This window comes from Bacillus sp. FJAT-27225, from assembly GCF_001685025.1.
In the GTDB taxonomy this organism is placed as follows: Bacteria; Bacillota; Bacilli; order Bacillales; family Cytobacillaceae; genus Bacillus_D.
Map to the genome: position 1 here is coordinate 264,453 of NZ_MAYU01000001.1, position 15,911 is coordinate 280,363.

At 42.6% G+C, this 15,911-nt stretch carries 20 protein-coding genes; 11 read left to right on the plus strand and 9 right to left on the minus strand.

All coding sequences use genetic code 11. The annotated features are described in order from the left end of the window. Positions 1–43: 43 nt before the first annotated feature. The 5 genes from A8F94_RS01415 to A8F94_RS01440 all read right to left on the minus strand — a co-directional run bounded on the left by A8F94_RS01415 (position 44) and on the right by A8F94_RS01440 (position 4,738). Positions 44–691 (minus strand): dienelactone hydrolase family protein, encoded by a 648-nt coding sequence (locus A8F94_RS01415; RefSeq protein ID WP_066194427.1) that lies wholly within the window; start codon positions 689–691, stop codon positions 44–46. A gap of 935 nt (positions 692–1,626) precedes the next feature. Then, positions 1,627–2,301, minus strand: coding sequence for a Na-translocating system protein MpsC family protein (locus tag A8F94_RS01425; RefSeq protein ID WP_254660786.1), 675 nt, complete (start codon positions 2,299–2,301; stop codon positions 1,627–1,629). Between the two features lie 192 nt (positions 2,302–2,493). Beyond that, a complete protein-coding gene (gene pheA, locus A8F94_RS01430; protein ID WP_066194439.1) occupies positions 2,494–3,327 on the minus strand; it encodes a prephenate dehydratase in 834 nt (277 codons plus the stop codon). Between the two features lie 313 nt (positions 3,328–3,640). After that, on the minus strand, positions 3,641–3,865 hold the full coding sequence (locus A8F94_RS01435) for a hypothetical protein (protein ID WP_139070001.1): 225 nt from the start codon (positions 3,863–3,865) through the stop codon (positions 3,641–3,643). Positions 3,866–3,910: 45 nt separating this feature from the next. Next, complete coding sequence (locus tag A8F94_RS01440) at positions 3,911–4,738, minus strand: deoxyribonuclease IV (RefSeq protein WP_066194447.1); 828 nt, start codon at positions 4,736–4,738, stop codon at positions 3,911–3,913. A gap of 181 nt (positions 4,739–4,919) precedes the next feature. On the opposite strand from A8F94_RS01440, the gene A8F94_RS01445 reads away from it, so the two are divergent. Further along, positions 4,920–5,210: a hypothetical protein gene (locus tag A8F94_RS01445; RefSeq protein WP_066194452.1), complete on the plus strand. Its 291-nt coding sequence runs from the start codon at positions 4,920–4,922 to the stop codon at positions 5,208–5,210. Between the two features lie 40 nt (positions 5,211–5,250). Here A8F94_RS01445 and A8F94_RS01450 read toward each other — a convergent pair whose 3' ends face one another. After that, entirely contained in the window at positions 5,251–6,015 is a 765-nt protein-coding gene (locus tag A8F94_RS01450) for a nuclease-related domain-containing protein (protein ID WP_066194455.1), read from the minus strand. 1,216 nt (positions 6,016–7,231) lie between these two features. Here A8F94_RS01450 and A8F94_RS26630 point away from each other — a divergent pair. Beyond that, complete coding sequence (locus A8F94_RS26630) at positions 7,232–7,405, plus strand: DUF6958 family protein (RefSeq protein WP_441294172.1); 174 nt, start codon at positions 7,232–7,234, stop codon at positions 7,403–7,405. 165 nt (positions 7,406–7,570) lie between these two features. Here A8F94_RS26630 and A8F94_RS01455 read toward each other — a convergent pair whose 3' ends face one another. Further along, the gene (locus A8F94_RS01455; protein WP_066194458.1) at positions 7,571–8,398 is read right to left on the minus strand and encodes an undecaprenyl-diphosphate phosphatase; all 828 of its coding nucleotides are present in this window, start codon (positions 8,396–8,398) and stop codon (positions 7,571–7,573) included. A gap of 202 nt (positions 8,399–8,600) precedes the next feature. Here A8F94_RS01455 and A8F94_RS01460 point away from each other — a divergent pair, with 202 nt between their 5' ends. After that, the gene (locus A8F94_RS01460; protein ID WP_066194461.1) at positions 8,601–9,194 is read left to right on the plus strand and encodes a hypothetical protein; all 594 of its coding nucleotides are present in this window, start codon (positions 8,601–8,603) and stop codon (positions 9,192–9,194) included. Between the two features lie 13 nt (positions 9,195–9,207). Next, positions 9,208–9,591 carry a DUF2500 domain-containing protein gene (locus A8F94_RS01465; RefSeq protein ID WP_066194463.1) on the plus strand — a complete coding sequence of 128 codons (384 nt, stop codon included), beginning with the start codon at positions 9,208–9,210 and terminating at the stop codon, positions 9,589–9,591. Positions 9,592–9,638: 47 nt separating this feature from the next. On the opposite strand, the gene A8F94_RS01470 is transcribed toward A8F94_RS01465, so the two are convergent. Continuing rightward, positions 9,639–10,901 carry an amidohydrolase family protein gene (locus A8F94_RS01470; RefSeq protein WP_066194466.1) on the minus strand — a complete coding sequence of 421 codons (1,263 nt, stop codon included), beginning with the start codon at positions 10,899–10,901 and terminating at the stop codon, positions 9,639–9,641. A gap of 282 nt (positions 10,902–11,183) precedes the next feature. Between A8F94_RS01470 and A8F94_RS25555 the strand changes: the two genes are divergently transcribed. The 5 genes from A8F94_RS25555 (at position 11,184) to A8F94_RS01490 (ending at position 13,632) form a co-directional block, all read left to right on the plus strand. Then, on the plus strand, positions 11,184–11,333 hold the full coding sequence (locus tag A8F94_RS25555) for a hypothetical protein (protein ID WP_175384332.1): 150 nt from the start codon (positions 11,184–11,186) through the stop codon (positions 11,331–11,333). Between the two features lie 64 nt (positions 11,334–11,397). After that, positions 11,398–11,718 carry a replicative helicase loader/inhibitor gene (locus tag A8F94_RS01475; RefSeq protein ID WP_066194470.1) on the plus strand — a complete coding sequence of 107 codons (321 nt, stop codon included), beginning with the start codon at positions 11,398–11,400 and terminating at the stop codon, positions 11,716–11,718. 75 nt (positions 11,719–11,793) lie between these two features. Continuing rightward, complete coding sequence (locus tag A8F94_RS01480) at positions 11,794–12,330, plus strand: GNAT family N-acetyltransferase (RefSeq protein ID WP_066194473.1); 537 nt, start codon at positions 11,794–11,796, stop codon at positions 12,328–12,330. A gap of 72 nt (positions 12,331–12,402) precedes the next feature. After that, positions 12,403–13,242, plus strand: a complete 840-nt coding sequence (locus A8F94_RS01485) for an STAS domain-containing protein (protein WP_066194476.1) — start codon at positions 12,403–12,405, stop codon at positions 13,240–13,242. A gap of 162 nt (positions 13,243–13,404) precedes the next feature. Beyond that, entirely contained in the window at positions 13,405–13,632 is a 228-nt protein-coding gene (locus tag A8F94_RS01490) for a hypothetical protein (RefSeq protein ID WP_066194479.1), read from the plus strand. Here the strand turns inward: A8F94_RS01490 and A8F94_RS01495 are convergent. Continuing rightward, positions 13,629–14,723: a DUF4236 domain-containing protein gene (locus A8F94_RS01495; protein ID WP_066194481.1), complete on the minus strand. Its 1,095-nt coding sequence runs from the start codon at positions 14,721–14,723 to the stop codon at positions 13,629–13,631. The genes A8F94_RS01490 and A8F94_RS01495 overlap by 4 nt on opposite strands. Before the next feature lie 302 nt (positions 14,724–15,025). On the opposite strand from A8F94_RS01495, the gene A8F94_RS01500 reads away from it, so the two are divergent. Together A8F94_RS01500 and A8F94_RS01505 are read left to right on the plus strand one after the other, a co-directional pair. Then, entirely contained in the window at positions 15,026–15,448 is a 423-nt protein-coding gene (locus A8F94_RS01500; RefSeq protein ID WP_066194483.1) for a VanZ family protein, read from the plus strand. A gap of 116 nt (positions 15,449–15,564) precedes the next feature. Beyond that, complete coding sequence (locus A8F94_RS01505) at positions 15,565–15,897, plus strand: PadR family transcriptional regulator (RefSeq protein WP_066194485.1); 333 nt, start codon at positions 15,565–15,567, stop codon at positions 15,895–15,897. The last annotated feature ends 14 nt before the right edge of the window (positions 15,898–15,911 follow it).

Here is a 15,911-nt window from a genome sequence, read left to right on the forward strand (position 1 = left end):
TTACATAACAAAACCGCCCCAAATGTTGGGGCGGACGGTTTCATTATTTTGAGTGGCTCAGCATCCAAACATACAAATCAGCATTCTGATAGGCCTGTACCCAGGAGTCATGGCCTATTTTAGGATAATACGTTGCTTTGACATTCCCGCCAATGGACGCCAATCGATTAACGAGTTTCTTGGTTTCCTCGATAACCACGACATTGTCATATTCACCATGGAAAGCCCATACTGGAATATCCTTCAGATTTTCAATACGATCGGGAAGAACTGCTCCACCGCAAACGGGTGCAATCGCTGCGAACGTATCAAACCGTGTCATTGCCCAATCCCATGTCCCATATCCGCCCATGCTTAATCCGGTCAGATATATTCTGTTTTCATCAATAGGGTAATTGTTCAAGACCTCATCAAGAAGTGCATTCAGACTATCAAGTTCCATGGACCATTTCGTTTTTTCAGGACATTGCGGGCTAACAATAATGAAAGGAAGGTTATGTGATAGGATATCCTTTAAGCCATGCTTTTTCACTTGCTCAATTTCCGTCCCTCGTTCACCTGATCCATGAAGGAACAGAAGTAACGGATATTTTGCTGGGCTGGCCGAATCAAACCCTTTTGGCAGATTCACCAAATACTGTAAATTCACTGTCTTTGTAATATCAACTTTTAACTTTTTTGCTTGTTCCATAGAATAATCCCCCTTTAAACTCCGACTCTTGGTGAACACCAGGTGGGAATGCCTGACTCCAAACCAAATACTTCTCCTATTTAGTTTCGCCTTTTTAAGTGAAAGTCCTCTTTTAAAATAGCATTAATTAATGGTGGATAAAAAAGTTATCGCGAATTCAAAAGGTGGAAAGCCGATTTAAAAGGAATAAATTATTCATAAGTATTGCGAATAGTGTCTTTATTGGAAGGTGGGGGGTGGTTACATTCCATCGGAAATGTACATAGACACGCAGTAGTGGTTAAGGGCAAAAAAAGATCCTGGCCCCGTGTTGCTTGTCAAGGGATTGGAGTGATCAGTCATTCTCCTACTGCGTGTAATAGTATAGAAATATAATTTGCTAGGGTCAGTCTTAGGAAAAAGTAACTTGATGCCGTGTGTAGTAGGTAGTATACCTATAATAAAATTTACATCTAACTGTGATCCCTTCATGCCTCACTTTATAAACCGTTTCAAGCGGAGTGCTTTGTTTTTCAAATGGAATGGACTGTTGTGCCGCAACCGTCTCGAGATATGACTCTAAATCCATTTTTTTGAGGGGATGGGGTGCTGTAGATTGGTTGTGAGGATCCTGTTGTTTTGCCTTAATGATCTTGTTAATGCAATTTATTATGTCTTGCTCGGTTTGTGAATATAGGTTATTACCCATGTCCTTGTAAAACCACCCTTTCTTTTTAGTAAACTCACCAAAAATAAAAAGCCAGAAAAAGAGAAGCCTTTCGCTTCACTCTTTCTGACTTATGTCCGGCGTTAACATCCATTCATTGCTATCAGAAGTATATAAACTTGTAGTAAATAGTTTATCTGGTAATAAGGGAGTTATGATTTTTGTCACAACCTGAACTTATTGTAGCATTGAAAAGGGCTGAAATACAATGGGAATTTACATAAATGGTTTAACTAAGAAAAACAAGGGTATATCCAATATCCTTTTGATAATCCCAATCAACAAAGTAATCATTAATAGGTGTGCCTAATAACGATTCCAATATAGGCTGATGCTTTTCCAGGGCTCTTTTCTCAAGGCTTCTCTTTGCAATCCGAAGGGTTTCCTCAAAATCAAATTGAACCAGCTCTTTTTCTATAGGAACCAGAATCCCCACCCTTGCTACAAGCAGGGTTTTGGGAGACAACATCTCTGAAAACACAGCCTGGGGTTGTTTTTGGACGTCCGAACTAAATTGATTCATATGGGAATGAACCTTATCTTTATTCCGATATTGCCTAGAAAGCAAGGAAGGTTTGAATGGGGATAGCAGGAAGAGAAAGGCCCCGGATTGTGCCTCAAGATTCCAATCATAATAAAAATCATGAACACGCTTACCTATATTCTGTTCAATGTATACGTTTATCTCATTCATTAGCTTTTCCATTAGCAAATCGCGTGTTTTTTGAACATAAACAGTGTATTCGCGTTCCATCAATGATTTTTCCATAGGTGACATAAAGTTTGTAACATGAACGGTTATAAAAGGATCTGCCACAACACAATGAACAGAGCCTGGCCCGCGGCCGAAATCATCACGCAGCAACCGCCCGATAAAACCACCAATTTCTTTTTCAATAGACATGACTTCCACAAATAACCACTCCAAACAGTATTTACCCTTTTATCTTTCCGTAAAGAGGTTTTTTTAAACCATCACGCAGAAACGAAAAGCCCGTACAAAGCGGGTCTTATCATGATTCTGTCAAATCAGCCCTCATTCAGACTGATTTTGGCAAAGACAAAAGGGCCGTTGCCCGGCCCTTTTGGAAATTCCTTAAAGCTTAACAGTATTGTAGCTGCCAAGCACTTCAACTTCATGGCCAAATGCACGCAGGATGGTCAGCGCTTTCGCCACACGGGTTTCGTCAAAACCGGTTTCGGCTTCAATAAAAAAGTGATAGGTTCCCAATTTCTTTTTTGTCGGACGGGACTCGATCCATGTAAGGTTGATTGACAATGCCGAAAAAACATTCAGTATCGCAGATAAAACACCAGACTGATCCAGTGATGGTTCAATCAAAAGCATCATCTTTGAGTTCATATGGCATTGTGACGTGTTGATATTTTCCTTTTTTCGGACAACCACAAACCTCGTGTGATTTTGTAAATGGTCCTGAACAGTTTCCTCAACGACTTGAAGCCCAAACAAGCTTGCCGCGGACCTGGATCCAATCGCTGCAACATCTGTCCGGCCGCTTTCCTTTACAGCTTTTGCGGCTGAAGAAGTACTGTCAAAATCACGTGTTTTTACCTTTGTTTCCCGTATGTATTTTTTGCATTGGGCAAGAGCGGGGGGAATGGACCAAACCTCCTGAATATCGAATTGAACCGCTCCTTCATTTGTTAAAAGATGCAAGGATACTGGAAAAATGATTTCCGACTCTATGAACAATCCGTTTGAGAGGAGCCCGTCTGCTGTTATATTAATCGTTCCCTCAATCGAATTTTCAATCGGTACAATTCCCCGGTCAACCTCCTGGTCTCCAACAGCCTCCAAAACTTCAAGTATGGAATCACACAGTTGCCAGTCTACCTTTTTACTAGTAAATGTCTTTAACGCTGCTTCTTCTGAAAAACTCCCATGGGGTCCTAAATACGCCGCCTTCATTGTGCACACTCCTTTTCAATGCTACAAGTATACACGTTTTCTGTTTCAAGCGAAGGATTTCTGCTCAAAAACTGGGTGATTTGGGTGAAGAAAACTTTTTTACAAAACTTTTGGTATTAATTGTCGGTTCGAAAAAAGCGTTTTTGATTAATACATCGTTCGCAGGATTAATTCTTAACCGTGGAGATTAATAATCTGTTATCCTTTCTGAATATCACCAAAAACGTGAGCGAAGACAGAACGTCTCCTGTCCAGGATAGGGTACCAAATGATAGACACTAAAAAGCATGGCGGGGAGCCATGCAAATTCTTGTTATTCAAGGATAACTCCATGCTGGTAACCCGCCATGAAACTGCCAAGTGCCTCTTCAAGGCCATCATTTGCTTCCGGAACCTGGACAATCAGTTCGTTGCGACGGTCGACGGCAGTAATCTGGACATTGTTGTAACGGTTAATATCCAATTGAAGCCTTAGTGCTTCGGCAATTTCTTCTGCTTCGTATTCATCACTGATTAGGTAGCGTACATTTCTCATCAAGTCTCACCTTCCTTTAAGCTGCCTCCATGTTAGTTTCTGCAAGTGTCACTGATTTAACCTTTTCAGCTGAGCTATTTCTTCTTCATGGGAGATGCCAAATTCATAAGGTGTTTCAAGTACAAAGGGAGTCTCCTCAAAAGCTTTTATAATCGATTCCATTTGTTCCGGCTTTATGAGACCGCCTTTATAAATATTGGCATGCCGGTCTTTTCTTGAACCATGAGGGTGCATGGAATTATTCAGGTGAATTGCCACAAGATGTTCGCTATAGCCCAATTTATCCGCTTTGGCACGCAACTCATCAGTATCATCACCATTCCAAAGCCCGCTAGCGAAAGCATGGCATGTATCGAGGCAAAAACCGATTTTATCTGGAAAGTCTGAAAGATTCCGGATCTGGACGAGCTCTTCAAGTGTGGTTCCCAATGCAGCTTGTTTGCCAGCATTGTTTTCAAGCAGGACCTTACATTCTCCATCCCACTGGGAAAGGACCCGGTTGAGCATATCAAGCATTAGGTGGTAGCTGGCAAGTGGATCCTCTTCATTAATTTTATTGCCAAAATGAACGACGACTCCGGCGGAGCCGCATGCAGCCGCAATCTCAAGGTCATTGAGAAGGGAAGAGATATTCAGCTCTTTTTTATCAGCAGAAGGGGTTATGCTCGTTGGATAGGGGGTGTGGGCAATCGAAAATAGACCATTTTCCCTGCAAAAATCCCTGCATTGATTTGCATCAGCAACATCGAATTCCTTCACCGAGAGACTGCGTGGATTCTTGGGAAAAAACTGATATGTTTCCGCACCTATTTTTAAAGCATGTTGTGCAGCGGCTGTATACCCTCCGCGGATGCTAACATGGCAGCCGAATTTCATCGCTAAAACTCCTTGGTTATTTCCAAATGGGATTAGATTAAAATTAGTAGATACAAAAGGGGAATTATGCGCTGTGTTTATACTCTGTAGTAAACTCCTTTCTTATTCGTTAAAAGGAATAACAGCCATAGGGAACGGACAAAATACGTTGGGATTGACATTTGCAAAGGAGTGGGAATGGATGAAGGAAGTCCTTCAGCAGGTAAAAGAAGAATTGGAAAAAGCGTTTGATCACCCGGAACGCCATAACTTGGATGAAAACATCGCAAAGCTCCAATCAGCACTTGAACAATACGGTGATAAGGGAACAATGATTAAAGATTGCATTACTGCGCTTCAACAGGCGAGAAACTCTGTTCCTGAACTTGAACATGCGGGTACCATTTCTTCTGCAGGTGCATTTGGCGAAGCGTTTAATGCACTTGATCAGGCAATCGAATCATACGTGGATCCTAACAATGACCCTTTTTAAAAGAAACAGCAAAAGCAACCGGGATAGGTTGCTTTTCTTTTTAAGCAATGAAATGGCAACGCGGATAGTTGGAACAACCGCGAAAGGACCCATATTGTCCTTGCCTTTTTATCAAATGGCCGCCACATGTAGGACAAATTCCTGCAGCCACTTGGACTTTGCGCTCAGCAAGAGTGCCTTTTATGGCTCGGATATGATTTTTTCGCTGCTGTTTCCGTGCATGTTTGTCATTTATGTAAAGCTTTTGCAGAGACTGAGATATCTTTTCACAGCGAAAATGTGAGACGCTATCTTTTTCACCAGTCATCTCGATCGTTTTTAACAAGTTGCCTATACCGATAACTGCCGCTGAATGAAAGGGTTCTTTGAACTTTAGGGCAGCATTCCGGCCAAAAACAATGATGGAGTAAACTGGAACATCAGCAGCTGAATCCCCAAGGAGATTTTGCAACGCTTTAATATGGCCGTAGTTTTGCCGAATTGGATTTTGAAATGGCTGTTTATGTTTATTTCTTACCTTCGTCCAGCTGGGGCTTTTTTCTGTGCCAAAAATCCAGCCAGTATAATTTTTCATTTCAATAACAAAAATTCCTTTTCTGCTAATCAGAATATGGTCGATTTGAGTTGTTTGTCCATTTTCGGTTGGTATGTAGAGGTCGTTTAAAACAGTATATGTATTGGAATCAAGCGAATGGAGAAGAGCGCTGACCTTCCGTTCGCCAAGCCAGCCTTTTATGTGTGGTTCATTCCATTTAAGTATAAACGTACTCAAGAATACCAATACCCCAAAAATATAAACTGCCATTCTTATCCACCAATCTCAGTTTTTAGCTAAAATATACCATATTTCGTCAAAATAAAGAAGATGTATATGAATTTCAATGACAAGTTTATATGTCTTTCTTTCATAACTTACTATCAACGACCTTTTTTGACTCTCGAACACTTTTCGGGCGTTGATGGCTATGTATCAACGACCTTTTTTGACTCTGGCACTCTTTTCGGGCATTGATCGTTATGTATCAAGGACCTTTTTTGACTCTGGAACGCTTTTCGGGCGTTGATGGCTATGTATCAACGACCTTTTTTGACTCTGACACACTTTTCGGGCGTTGATGACTGTGTATCAACGACCTTTTTTGACTCTGGAACGCTTTTCGGGCGTTGATGACTGTGTATCAACGACCTTTTTTGACTCTGGAACGCTTTTCGGGCGTTGATGACTGTGTATCAACGACCTTTTTTGACTCTGGAACGCTTTTCGGGCGTTGATGACTGTGTATCAACGACCTTTTTTGACTCTGGAACGCTTTTCGGGCGTTGATGACTGTGTATCAACGACCTTTTTTGACTCTGGAACGCTTTTCGGGCGTTGATGACTGTGTATCAACGACCTTTTTTGACTCTGGAACGCTTTTCGGGCGTTGATGACTGTGTATCAACGACCTTTTTTGACTCTGGAACGCTTTTCGGGCGTTGATGACTGTGTATCAACGACCTTTTTTGACTCTGGAACGCTTTTCGGGCGTTGATGACTGTGTATCAACGACCTTTTTTGACTCTGGAACGCTTTTCGGGCGTTGATGACTGTGTATCAACGACCTTTTTTGACTCTGGAACGCTTTTCGGGCGTTGATGACTGTGTATCAACGACCTTTTTTGACTCTGGAACGCTTTTCGGGCGTTGATGACTGTGTATCAACGACCTTTTTTGACTCTGGAACGCTTTTCGGGCGTTGATGACTGTGTATCAACGACCTTTTTTGACTCTGGAACGCTTTTCGGGCGTTGATGACTGTGTATCAACGACCTTTTTTGACTCTGGAACGCTTTTCGGGCGTTGATGGCTATGTATCAACGACGTTTCTAATAAAGTATGTTGTGAAATCATGATTCGAGGAATTATTATATTTACTAAGATAGGGATAAATTGAAAATTGAATAAGAGTCGCTTATCTTGGTAAAAAGGCAATTTGAGAGGGATGCATATTACCAGGATTTAACTTTTAAATCCCGATCCTTTGAAAAAAGGAAGACTGAAGGATAGCTTCGATGGCTCTCCATCCTGGTACTGCACTGCGGTAAAGCTTGATTTAGAATCGAGAGGACTGCTTGAACGGTTGGAAGACAAGGGCCCACAGCGGATTCGCTTAAAAAAGAGCAGGGACCCTTCTAATAATGTCAGCGATCGATAGAGAATTGTTAAAGTGAAGTGTACAAAATTCGGGAAGTACGCGTAAATTTCTGAAAGTGCGCATAAATCCCAAAGAGTGCGCATAATTCCTAGAACGCCGTTATCAAACTAAAATCTCTGCAAAAAAAAGGACCCTTACCAGGTCCTTTTTTCCATAACTATTCACTTAAAAATAAAGCACATAAATAAGTCCGGCCAGGACAATTCGGTAAATTGCAAATGGTACAAGTTTAATGCGGTTAATTAACTTAAGGAAGAACCGGATTGAAATTAACGCAACAATAAATGCAGCGATAAAACCAACTGCCATAAATGGAAGGGCATTGATGGTAAAGTATTCCCAGTTATTCAATAGTGAAATTCCGCTTGCACCGGCCATGATTGGAATCGCCATGATGAAGGTGAAGTCGGAAGCGGCTCGGTGGCTCATGCCAAGGAGGACGCCGCCCGCTATGGTCGAACCGGAACGGGAGAAGCCAGGCCACAAACCAAGGCACTGGAATGATCCAATCGCTAAAGCCTGAAGGTACGTAACGTCATCAACCGAATTTGCCTTCGGTGTCTTCGGACGGAGAAAATCAGCGATAATCATTAAGATTGCACCAAGTACAAGGCCAATGATAACGGTATTAACTGAGAAAAGATGCTCATCGATATAGTCATCAAATATTAAGCCCATTATACCGGCTGGCAGAATACCAACGAACAGTTTTTTAAGGCCTAACTGATCCTTCTTTTCAACGTCAGTCGTTTTTTTCGAGAGACCGAGCAAATTAAGAATCCGTTCCCTAAATACCACGACTACAGCTAATATGGATCCCAATTGAATGACTACTTTAAAGGTATTGGCAACTTGCTCATTATAGAGCTCCTTTGAGTGGAGCCACAAATCATCGACTATAATCATGTGGCCGGTAGAAGAAACTGGGGCGAACTCAGTAAGCCCCTCAACAATACCAAGGATAAGCGCGACTAAAAATTCCCATAAACTCATTTCAAAACTCCAATTCTAACAAATTTCACTCAAAAGTAAATGATATACGAAAAGAGGAAACCAGACAAGCAAAAAATAAGAAGTTTACATAATGTTGCTATGGTTAACACCTATGATGTTATCAGTACTGAAAAATTGAGGATTCCATCCTTCCCTCGATATGGTAAAGTAAAGGATAGAAATGGTAATAGGGGGAACATGAATGCTTCTTTGGTATGTAGCTTTATTTTTTATTGCATTAGTATTGGGCTTTTTTCAGGTTTCAGTTTTTCTTTCTTTTATGGTCATAGCGGTGTACATCGTTTTAACATTTCCTTTGGTCACGCCTTTGTTCTGGAGTAAAGACACGAACAAAATGATGAAGTATATAAAAAAATCTCATAACGAATATTTTAAATTCCTTTACCGGTTTTTAAATGGTGATCTGAATGAAGCAGAAACGATTGCCTCATCGATGAAGAAAGGCAAGATGAGAGACATTGCCCGAGTTATGCTCCTGATTAAAAATGAACAATTCAGCAAGGCCCGTGAATTGCTTGAGCCAATGAAGGATAGTACCTTCAAGTATTATTATCTGGCGGCGTCCGCGCAGGGGGAAGGCAAGTTTGAAGACTACCAATCATATAAAAATAGAGTAAAAGATCAGGATTACAGAAAGTGGCTGGAGATTGAGGAATTGGTGCGTGCAGGCAAAAAGACAGAGGCAGGTGGAATTCTTGAAGCGCATATAGCCAAGCTTCGCGGCACGAAACTTCTTTCAGCCGTCCATTTCCGGAGCGAACTGAAATACCGATAAAGGGGAGAGAGACATGGGTGGTTTTGAGCAGGAGTTTTTTATGTTTGATTTATTATCTATCATTGTTCCGTTGTTCTTCGTGTTTGTTTTTGGCCTTATTATCTTTTCAATTGGAAAGAACATCAATGAATGGAATCATAATAACAAACAGCCCCGCTTGACTGTGCCGGCAATGGTTGTTTCCAAAAGGACGCAGGTTCGGGGAGGCCAAAATGACACTTCTGCTCACACAGCTTATTACGTGACCTTCGAAGTGGAAAGCGGTGACCGAATGGAAATGCATGTAAACGGCCAGGAATACGGGCTGCTGGCTGAAGGGGACCTGGGCGAGCTGAGCTTCCAGGGTACACGGTATTTAGGTTTTGCCAGAAACAAATCGACCACCCAGACGATTTAAAAAGAGAACCAAGCCAGCAGATAAAAACTGGGCTTGGTTCCTGTTTTTTACCGGTCAACATTAAACAGCTTTCTGGCCACTCTCATGTATTCGCGCTGAACTTTTTCTTCATCGACTGTAAGAATGGCCCCATCTTTCATAATCCACATTCCATCTACCATGACATGGCGGACATGGCCGTTCTTGCCATGCATCAGCAAATTGTGGGCATAGGTGGAAAAGGTGCTTGTGTTAATCAATGGGTGTAGGCTAGGGTCTTTTTTTATAAAAATAAGATCTGCCCTAAAGCCGTCAGAGATTTCCCCAATTTCATTTTCAAGCTGGAATGCTTTTGCACCGTTAACCGTCGCCATCCGCCATATATCTTCTGCAGAAAATTGTCCTACATCTGAATTCAACTTCAGTAACAAGTAGGCCGTCCGCATCTCTTCCCAAATATCCGTGCTGGCATAATCGGTGCCGATGCAGACATTGACTCCTGCTTCAAGCATTCCTTTCACGTTTGCGGCTCCCGCTCCGCTCCATAAATTGGAGACTGGGCAGTGCACAACATTTGCTCCATTGTGTTTAATCAGTTTAATATCCCGATCTGAAAGGTGGACGCCGTGATAGAGGACTGTCTTATCGTCAAGCAGCCCTTTTTCCGCGTAAAGCTCCACGCTGGATTTACCAAACGACTCATGGATAAGGTCGCGGCGCCAGCTGTTTTCCATGCAATGGGTCATCATCAGAGGATTATACTCTTCTTTCATCCGGACGCATTCCTGAAGTGTTTCCTCGGTGATGTCTTCCTCCTCAAGCAGGTGAGTGGCAAAGTTTATATTGCCCACCTTGGTTCCATGGTAGGAAGGGTAATTTGAATGTGTGTCTATCATTCCTCGCAGACCAAGCTTTGCGAGTGTCTCAGCCATGCTCTGTTCTGAAAAACCCGGATCGGCTTCGCTGACGAAGGTTATTCCTTGCTTTAGCATTTCAACATAGCTATAAAGGCCGATTGCCAAAAAATCCTCTTCGGTAATAATGTCATCCGGATTTTCAAAAAATGTAGCGATGAGCCGGCCCCGCTCTGAACCATCCAGCCAATCCTGAATTGGAACTTCATTGACCAGTCCTTTGGCCAGGGGAGAATAACTATGAAAGTGGCTGTTGATTAAGCCGGGAAGAACGATATAACCGCTTGCATCAAATTCATCAATACCTTCGATAGCCATATCTGGTTTGACAATTGATAGTTTGCCGTTCTTAATTAGCAAAGCTCCTTGCTCAAATTTCATGTTTTTTGTAAGGTATACCGCATTTTTAATAAGCATGTTCTCATCCCCAAAATTTACTAAATAGGCTTACTCACCTAGTATATCAAACAAAGGATTGACCGGCGGTTTAGGATGTAAAATTGTTCACAATTTTCAGTTTGGGGTATAGAAAAATATAGTCTTTTATTGTATGCTGAATAGTAAGAATATTGGAAATTAAAGTATGTGAACAATAGGAATGAAAACATTTGGATTATGGGAAAATAGGAGATGAGATAGGATAGCGCCAAGTCCTTAAGCGGAGCGGTGCTAAAATAGCCAAACCAGGAGGTATTCATCATGGAACATCCAAAACCGCTTTACTTTGATGGAAGTGCCCATCCAGAGGCAGCTTCTGACGATGCTGTGTTTTCCCAGTCTTTTGTCTTGACTGATGAAGCAAAGCTGAACATTGGCAAGAACCCATATGCAGTCAATCAAGGTGAATAACTAGCCTTTCGGCAAAAGGGCAACGGCAGAAGCCCAATGATGATTCAACGGGAGGTAAGTGTGGATGGATAAGCACGAAGTGACAAGGATTCTTGTGCTGATTGAATCTGTTTACCCTGAGTTTACAATCAGGAATGAAACAGTAGAAACCTGGTTTTCCGTTTGCCGAGAGCTTGATTATCATCTAGTAATGAAAAATCTGGCCAATCACATTAGAAAAAGCCCATACCCGCCGTTAATGGCTGAAATCGCCGCTTTTTCATCGAGGGAAGACCCGAGAATTGGAATCCAGGCTGATGAAGAGGGCTGGGTACAAATCCAGCATAATAGCCTTCTTCCAAAGCGGATGAATTCTATGCCATGGCAAACAGAATATCTGGCGTGAACGTTTTTTCACATTAAACAGGAACAAGCTCCTTGACGCTAAAGGAGCTTTTTTTATGGCAAAGGCAGTGGTTTTGTGTACAGGATTAGGAAAACCGAAGATTTTAAATACTGGGATCAAGTAGAGGCTTTTTATAGTGAGGCGTTCGGGCCAACTGCTAAACCTCGCTCGGTAATCCAAAATATGTTTAGGAAAAAGATGTGCAGTTTGTATCTTCTTGAAATGAATGGGGCGGTTATGGCCTTTGGCCTTGCCGGCATGTTGGAGCAAAAGCTGCTATTGATTGATTATTTGGCTGTCCATTCGGAGGCTCGCGGGAAAGGTTACGGATCTGAACTAATCCAGTCGATCATCCAAGCTGCAGAAGAGGATGGAAACGTGGACGGGATTGTACTTGAGGTCGTAGCGGATGACGAAGGGACCATTTCCTTTTGGGAAAAAAACGGGTTTAGCAGGACGAGCTATATTCACCAGTATAAATGGGTACCCGAGCCCTATATTGCGTTATACCGCGAACTAAAACAGGGGGTTTTCTCTTCTGCCAGCCCGCAGATTCTATTCGAATTCATAGCCAAATTTCATGCGGATTCGTTTAAAAAACAGAAGAACTGACGTTATTGTTTCCTTTTACGGGTTTTTTTAGATAAAATAGGACGCAAAAGTGTATAAGTGGGGGAACGTTTAATGAACTTGAATCAGCAATTATTCGATTTTTTTATGAAACAGACATGGCAATTAACCGAAGACTGGTACTCCCTCGTGAACGATCAAGATCCGGCTTCTGTTTACTCGACAAAGAATCCTGACGTTATTGCCGAATTGAAAAGGCAGAACCAGGATTACTTTTTGCATTTTTACAACGCTTTCATTGAGGACGATACATACATTCAGGGTGAATTCAGAAGGTGGTCTCTCGAGCTTGCCGAAGATTCGAAGCATCTTGATACACCGATGCATTATGTAGTCAGGGAGTTTATGAATTGCCAGAAAATCGCTTTGAAGTATATCAAGAAATTCATTCAGGAAAACGAAGACCGCGTCAGCCATGAGCAGGCTGCTGCCTGGTATACAAAAACGATTGACATCTTCAATTTGTCTGTTTCAATTTTCGTTGAAGCCTATCATAAAAACACGATGATCCGGCTTTCGTCTCAAAATGAATTGATTAACGAGCTCAGCTCGCCGGTCATTAAACTCCAAGGGGATTCCGCACTCCTGCCGCTTATCGGGGATATCGATACTGCCCGCGCGAAAATCATCCTTGAAAACACGCTCGCACAATGTTCGGAACAGGGGATCTCAACGCTGTGCATCGATTTGTCCGGGGTTGCCATCATTGATACGATGGTCGCAAACGAGCTGTTTGGATTGATCAAGGCACTCCGTTTGATTGGAGTAAAATCGACACTTTCCGGAATCCGTCCGGAAATCGCACAAACTGCCGTGCAGCTTGGACTGAATTTTGACGGTGTCGCCATCCTCCCATCGCTGTCGCAGGCGCTTGATACGATAAAGCCTTATTAATCTACCTTTATTTGCCAGGTGAGCCCTGTCGAAAACCAGATTATCCCCCAAACTTAAAAAGCAGTCACCCATCAAAAAGGTAACTGCTTTTTTGTTCGTGTATGAAACTTTACTTTTGTCATTTCGTACAATTTTTTATCTGAACATTAGGGAGGAAAGCTAATGGAATTTGCCGACGTGTATTTAGTTTTTTGGATATTTTTTGTTCCTACTTATCTAGGCTTAATCTTTACTTATAGGTATCCGGAAGAAAGCATGCTCCTCGGAAAAAGATGGATGTACAAAGAAGAACCGGAAATAAGTGAAGGGGCAATCCGATATACAAAAACAGCTGCCCTAATCGGTTTAATCGCATTCCCCGTCTTCTTGCTTGTCATTTTCACCCGTTAATAATCAACCGGTCCGACTTCCTCAAAACCTCTTGTTTTCTTGAATTTCATATGGTGAGGGAAGTTGACGAGCGCATCAGATGGATCCAGCATTTCAAAGTTCAGCTTTTCAACCATGCCGCGGTCATAGCGGACAGACAAAACCAACAGCTTTTCGATGTGTCCAGTCGATGGATTTAGCTGCTCTTCATAAGCATGGACAAACACATACTTCACCGGCAGCAAGGCAAACATATCGCGTGCAATCCTTAATGCACAGCTGCACACATAATCCTGGCAAAGGTCATAATACAAAGTCTTTGTCATCTGCTTTTGTGAAAGCTTGCCGGTCTTTGTTAAAGAAAGCTGTTTATCGGGAATCATTTTTTCCGCATTCACATCGACAGACACGTGTATCTCCTGCGGATGATCCGTGCCAAACTCAAACCCGCTCCCAAACTCGACCAAATCATCAAGCGGCCCAAACTCATCTATCACTTCAAAATAAGCATCAATGTCCCCCTTGAATATCCGCTTTGCAATCTCCGTCATCCTTGCCCAATCTTGGTATAGCTCCTCATCCTGCTCCTTGGCAGGAGTGACTTTTGCTTCTAACAAAGCACGTTTCTTTTCCACACGGCCAAACAGCTTATCAAAAAAGCCAGGCTTGAAATCGGCGACAGCTTTTGCGGCCTCAAGCTCATTAGGACCAGTTTCACCCTGTTGAAAAGGCGGTTTTCGTCTCGAAACTTCCTCCCAATCAACTGGATCGTCACTTTCCTGATGAATCGACTTCAAAAGAAGGAGCCGGTTTTCATACCATTCTACTTGGCGGCGAGCCGCTTCCTGCTCCTGCAGTTTCCGGTTATCACGCTCTTGTCTTGCCAGTTCACTGCGTCTCCGGTATGCCTCCGACTTGTATTGCTTTCCGCTCGAAGTTGTAGAGTAGGAGACCCCGCTTCCCGGGATTCCAACTGTCGTCGTCCGGCGGCCGCTGCTATGGACCGAATAACGAAGGCCCTTCCCGCCAACACTAACACCTACACCTTTCTTGCCGACCGTCATTCGTACCCCCGGAGCAATTTTGAAACTTTTCCGAAACCGCAAAGCCATGTCTCCCATCCTTTCAAACTATTTTTTGATACTATTGACTATGTACCATTTACACTAATATGTTGATAACATTTCGGCCTCTGATCTGGCATGAAATGTTACCAATAGCCTTTATTGATACCGTTTCACCACTAAATTTATCATAAAATGTTACCAATAGACTCTATTGATATCGTTTTGCCCTAAATCTAACGCAAAATGTTGCCAATAGATTTATATTAAACTTTCAAGAGATGCTTAACCATTTAACGCTAGTGCCACCCTGCCGAAATCAATTACAATAAAAGAAGGGGGGAGCCAAAATGACGCGTCTCTTCAGGACACTTATATACATATCATTTGCTGGATACCTATCCATATTGTTTTATTTATTGTTCTTCTCTGCTTACCGAAACGGCGTAAGGGGAGAGCTCAATTACAACGTGATCCCATTCGCGACAATCGCAGGCTACTTCAAAGGCTTCCAGCGTATGTCACCAACCGACCAGTTCGCCGGCAATATCCTTGCGTTCATCCCGTTCGGTGTCTTCCTGTCTTTTCTTTTGCAAAAATGGGCCAACACGCTCCGGATAGCAGCCCTTTCATTCAGTTTATCTATGCTCGCAGAACTGGCGCAAATAACCTTCCGCATCGGAGCTTTCGACGTAGACGACCTCCTCCTCAACACGCTCGGCGGAATTATCGGCTACCTGCTAATGAAAAGGGGTCTGACCCTTACCCCCTGAGGGTAAGGGTCAGACCCCTCATTCAATAAATACAAATAATTTCATAAAATACTTTACTTCGGGGTTCAATAGTTGTAGAATTTCTACATACCTAAAAAAACTAGGTAGGTGATAAAATGTTTAATCGTGAACTAGTTAAGGGGAGCACCTCTTTGCTTTTGCTTCAGCTGCTTGATGACCGTGATATGTATGGGTATGAACTCGTAAAGGAGCTTGAAGCCCGCAGTGAGAATGGGTTTACCGTCAAGGAGGGAACCCTGTACCCGGCACTCCATAAGCTTGAAAAGCAGGAATATGTAGAATTTTACTGGCAGGAGCAGGAGAAGGGACCAGCCCGAAAATATTACCGGATTACAGACGCAGGCAGGGAGTTGCTGAAAGAAAAAACACGGGAATGGCAAAGCTTTGTCCAGGTCATGAACAAGATGATTGGAACCGCCGAAGAATAAAGGCGGCTTCCAGC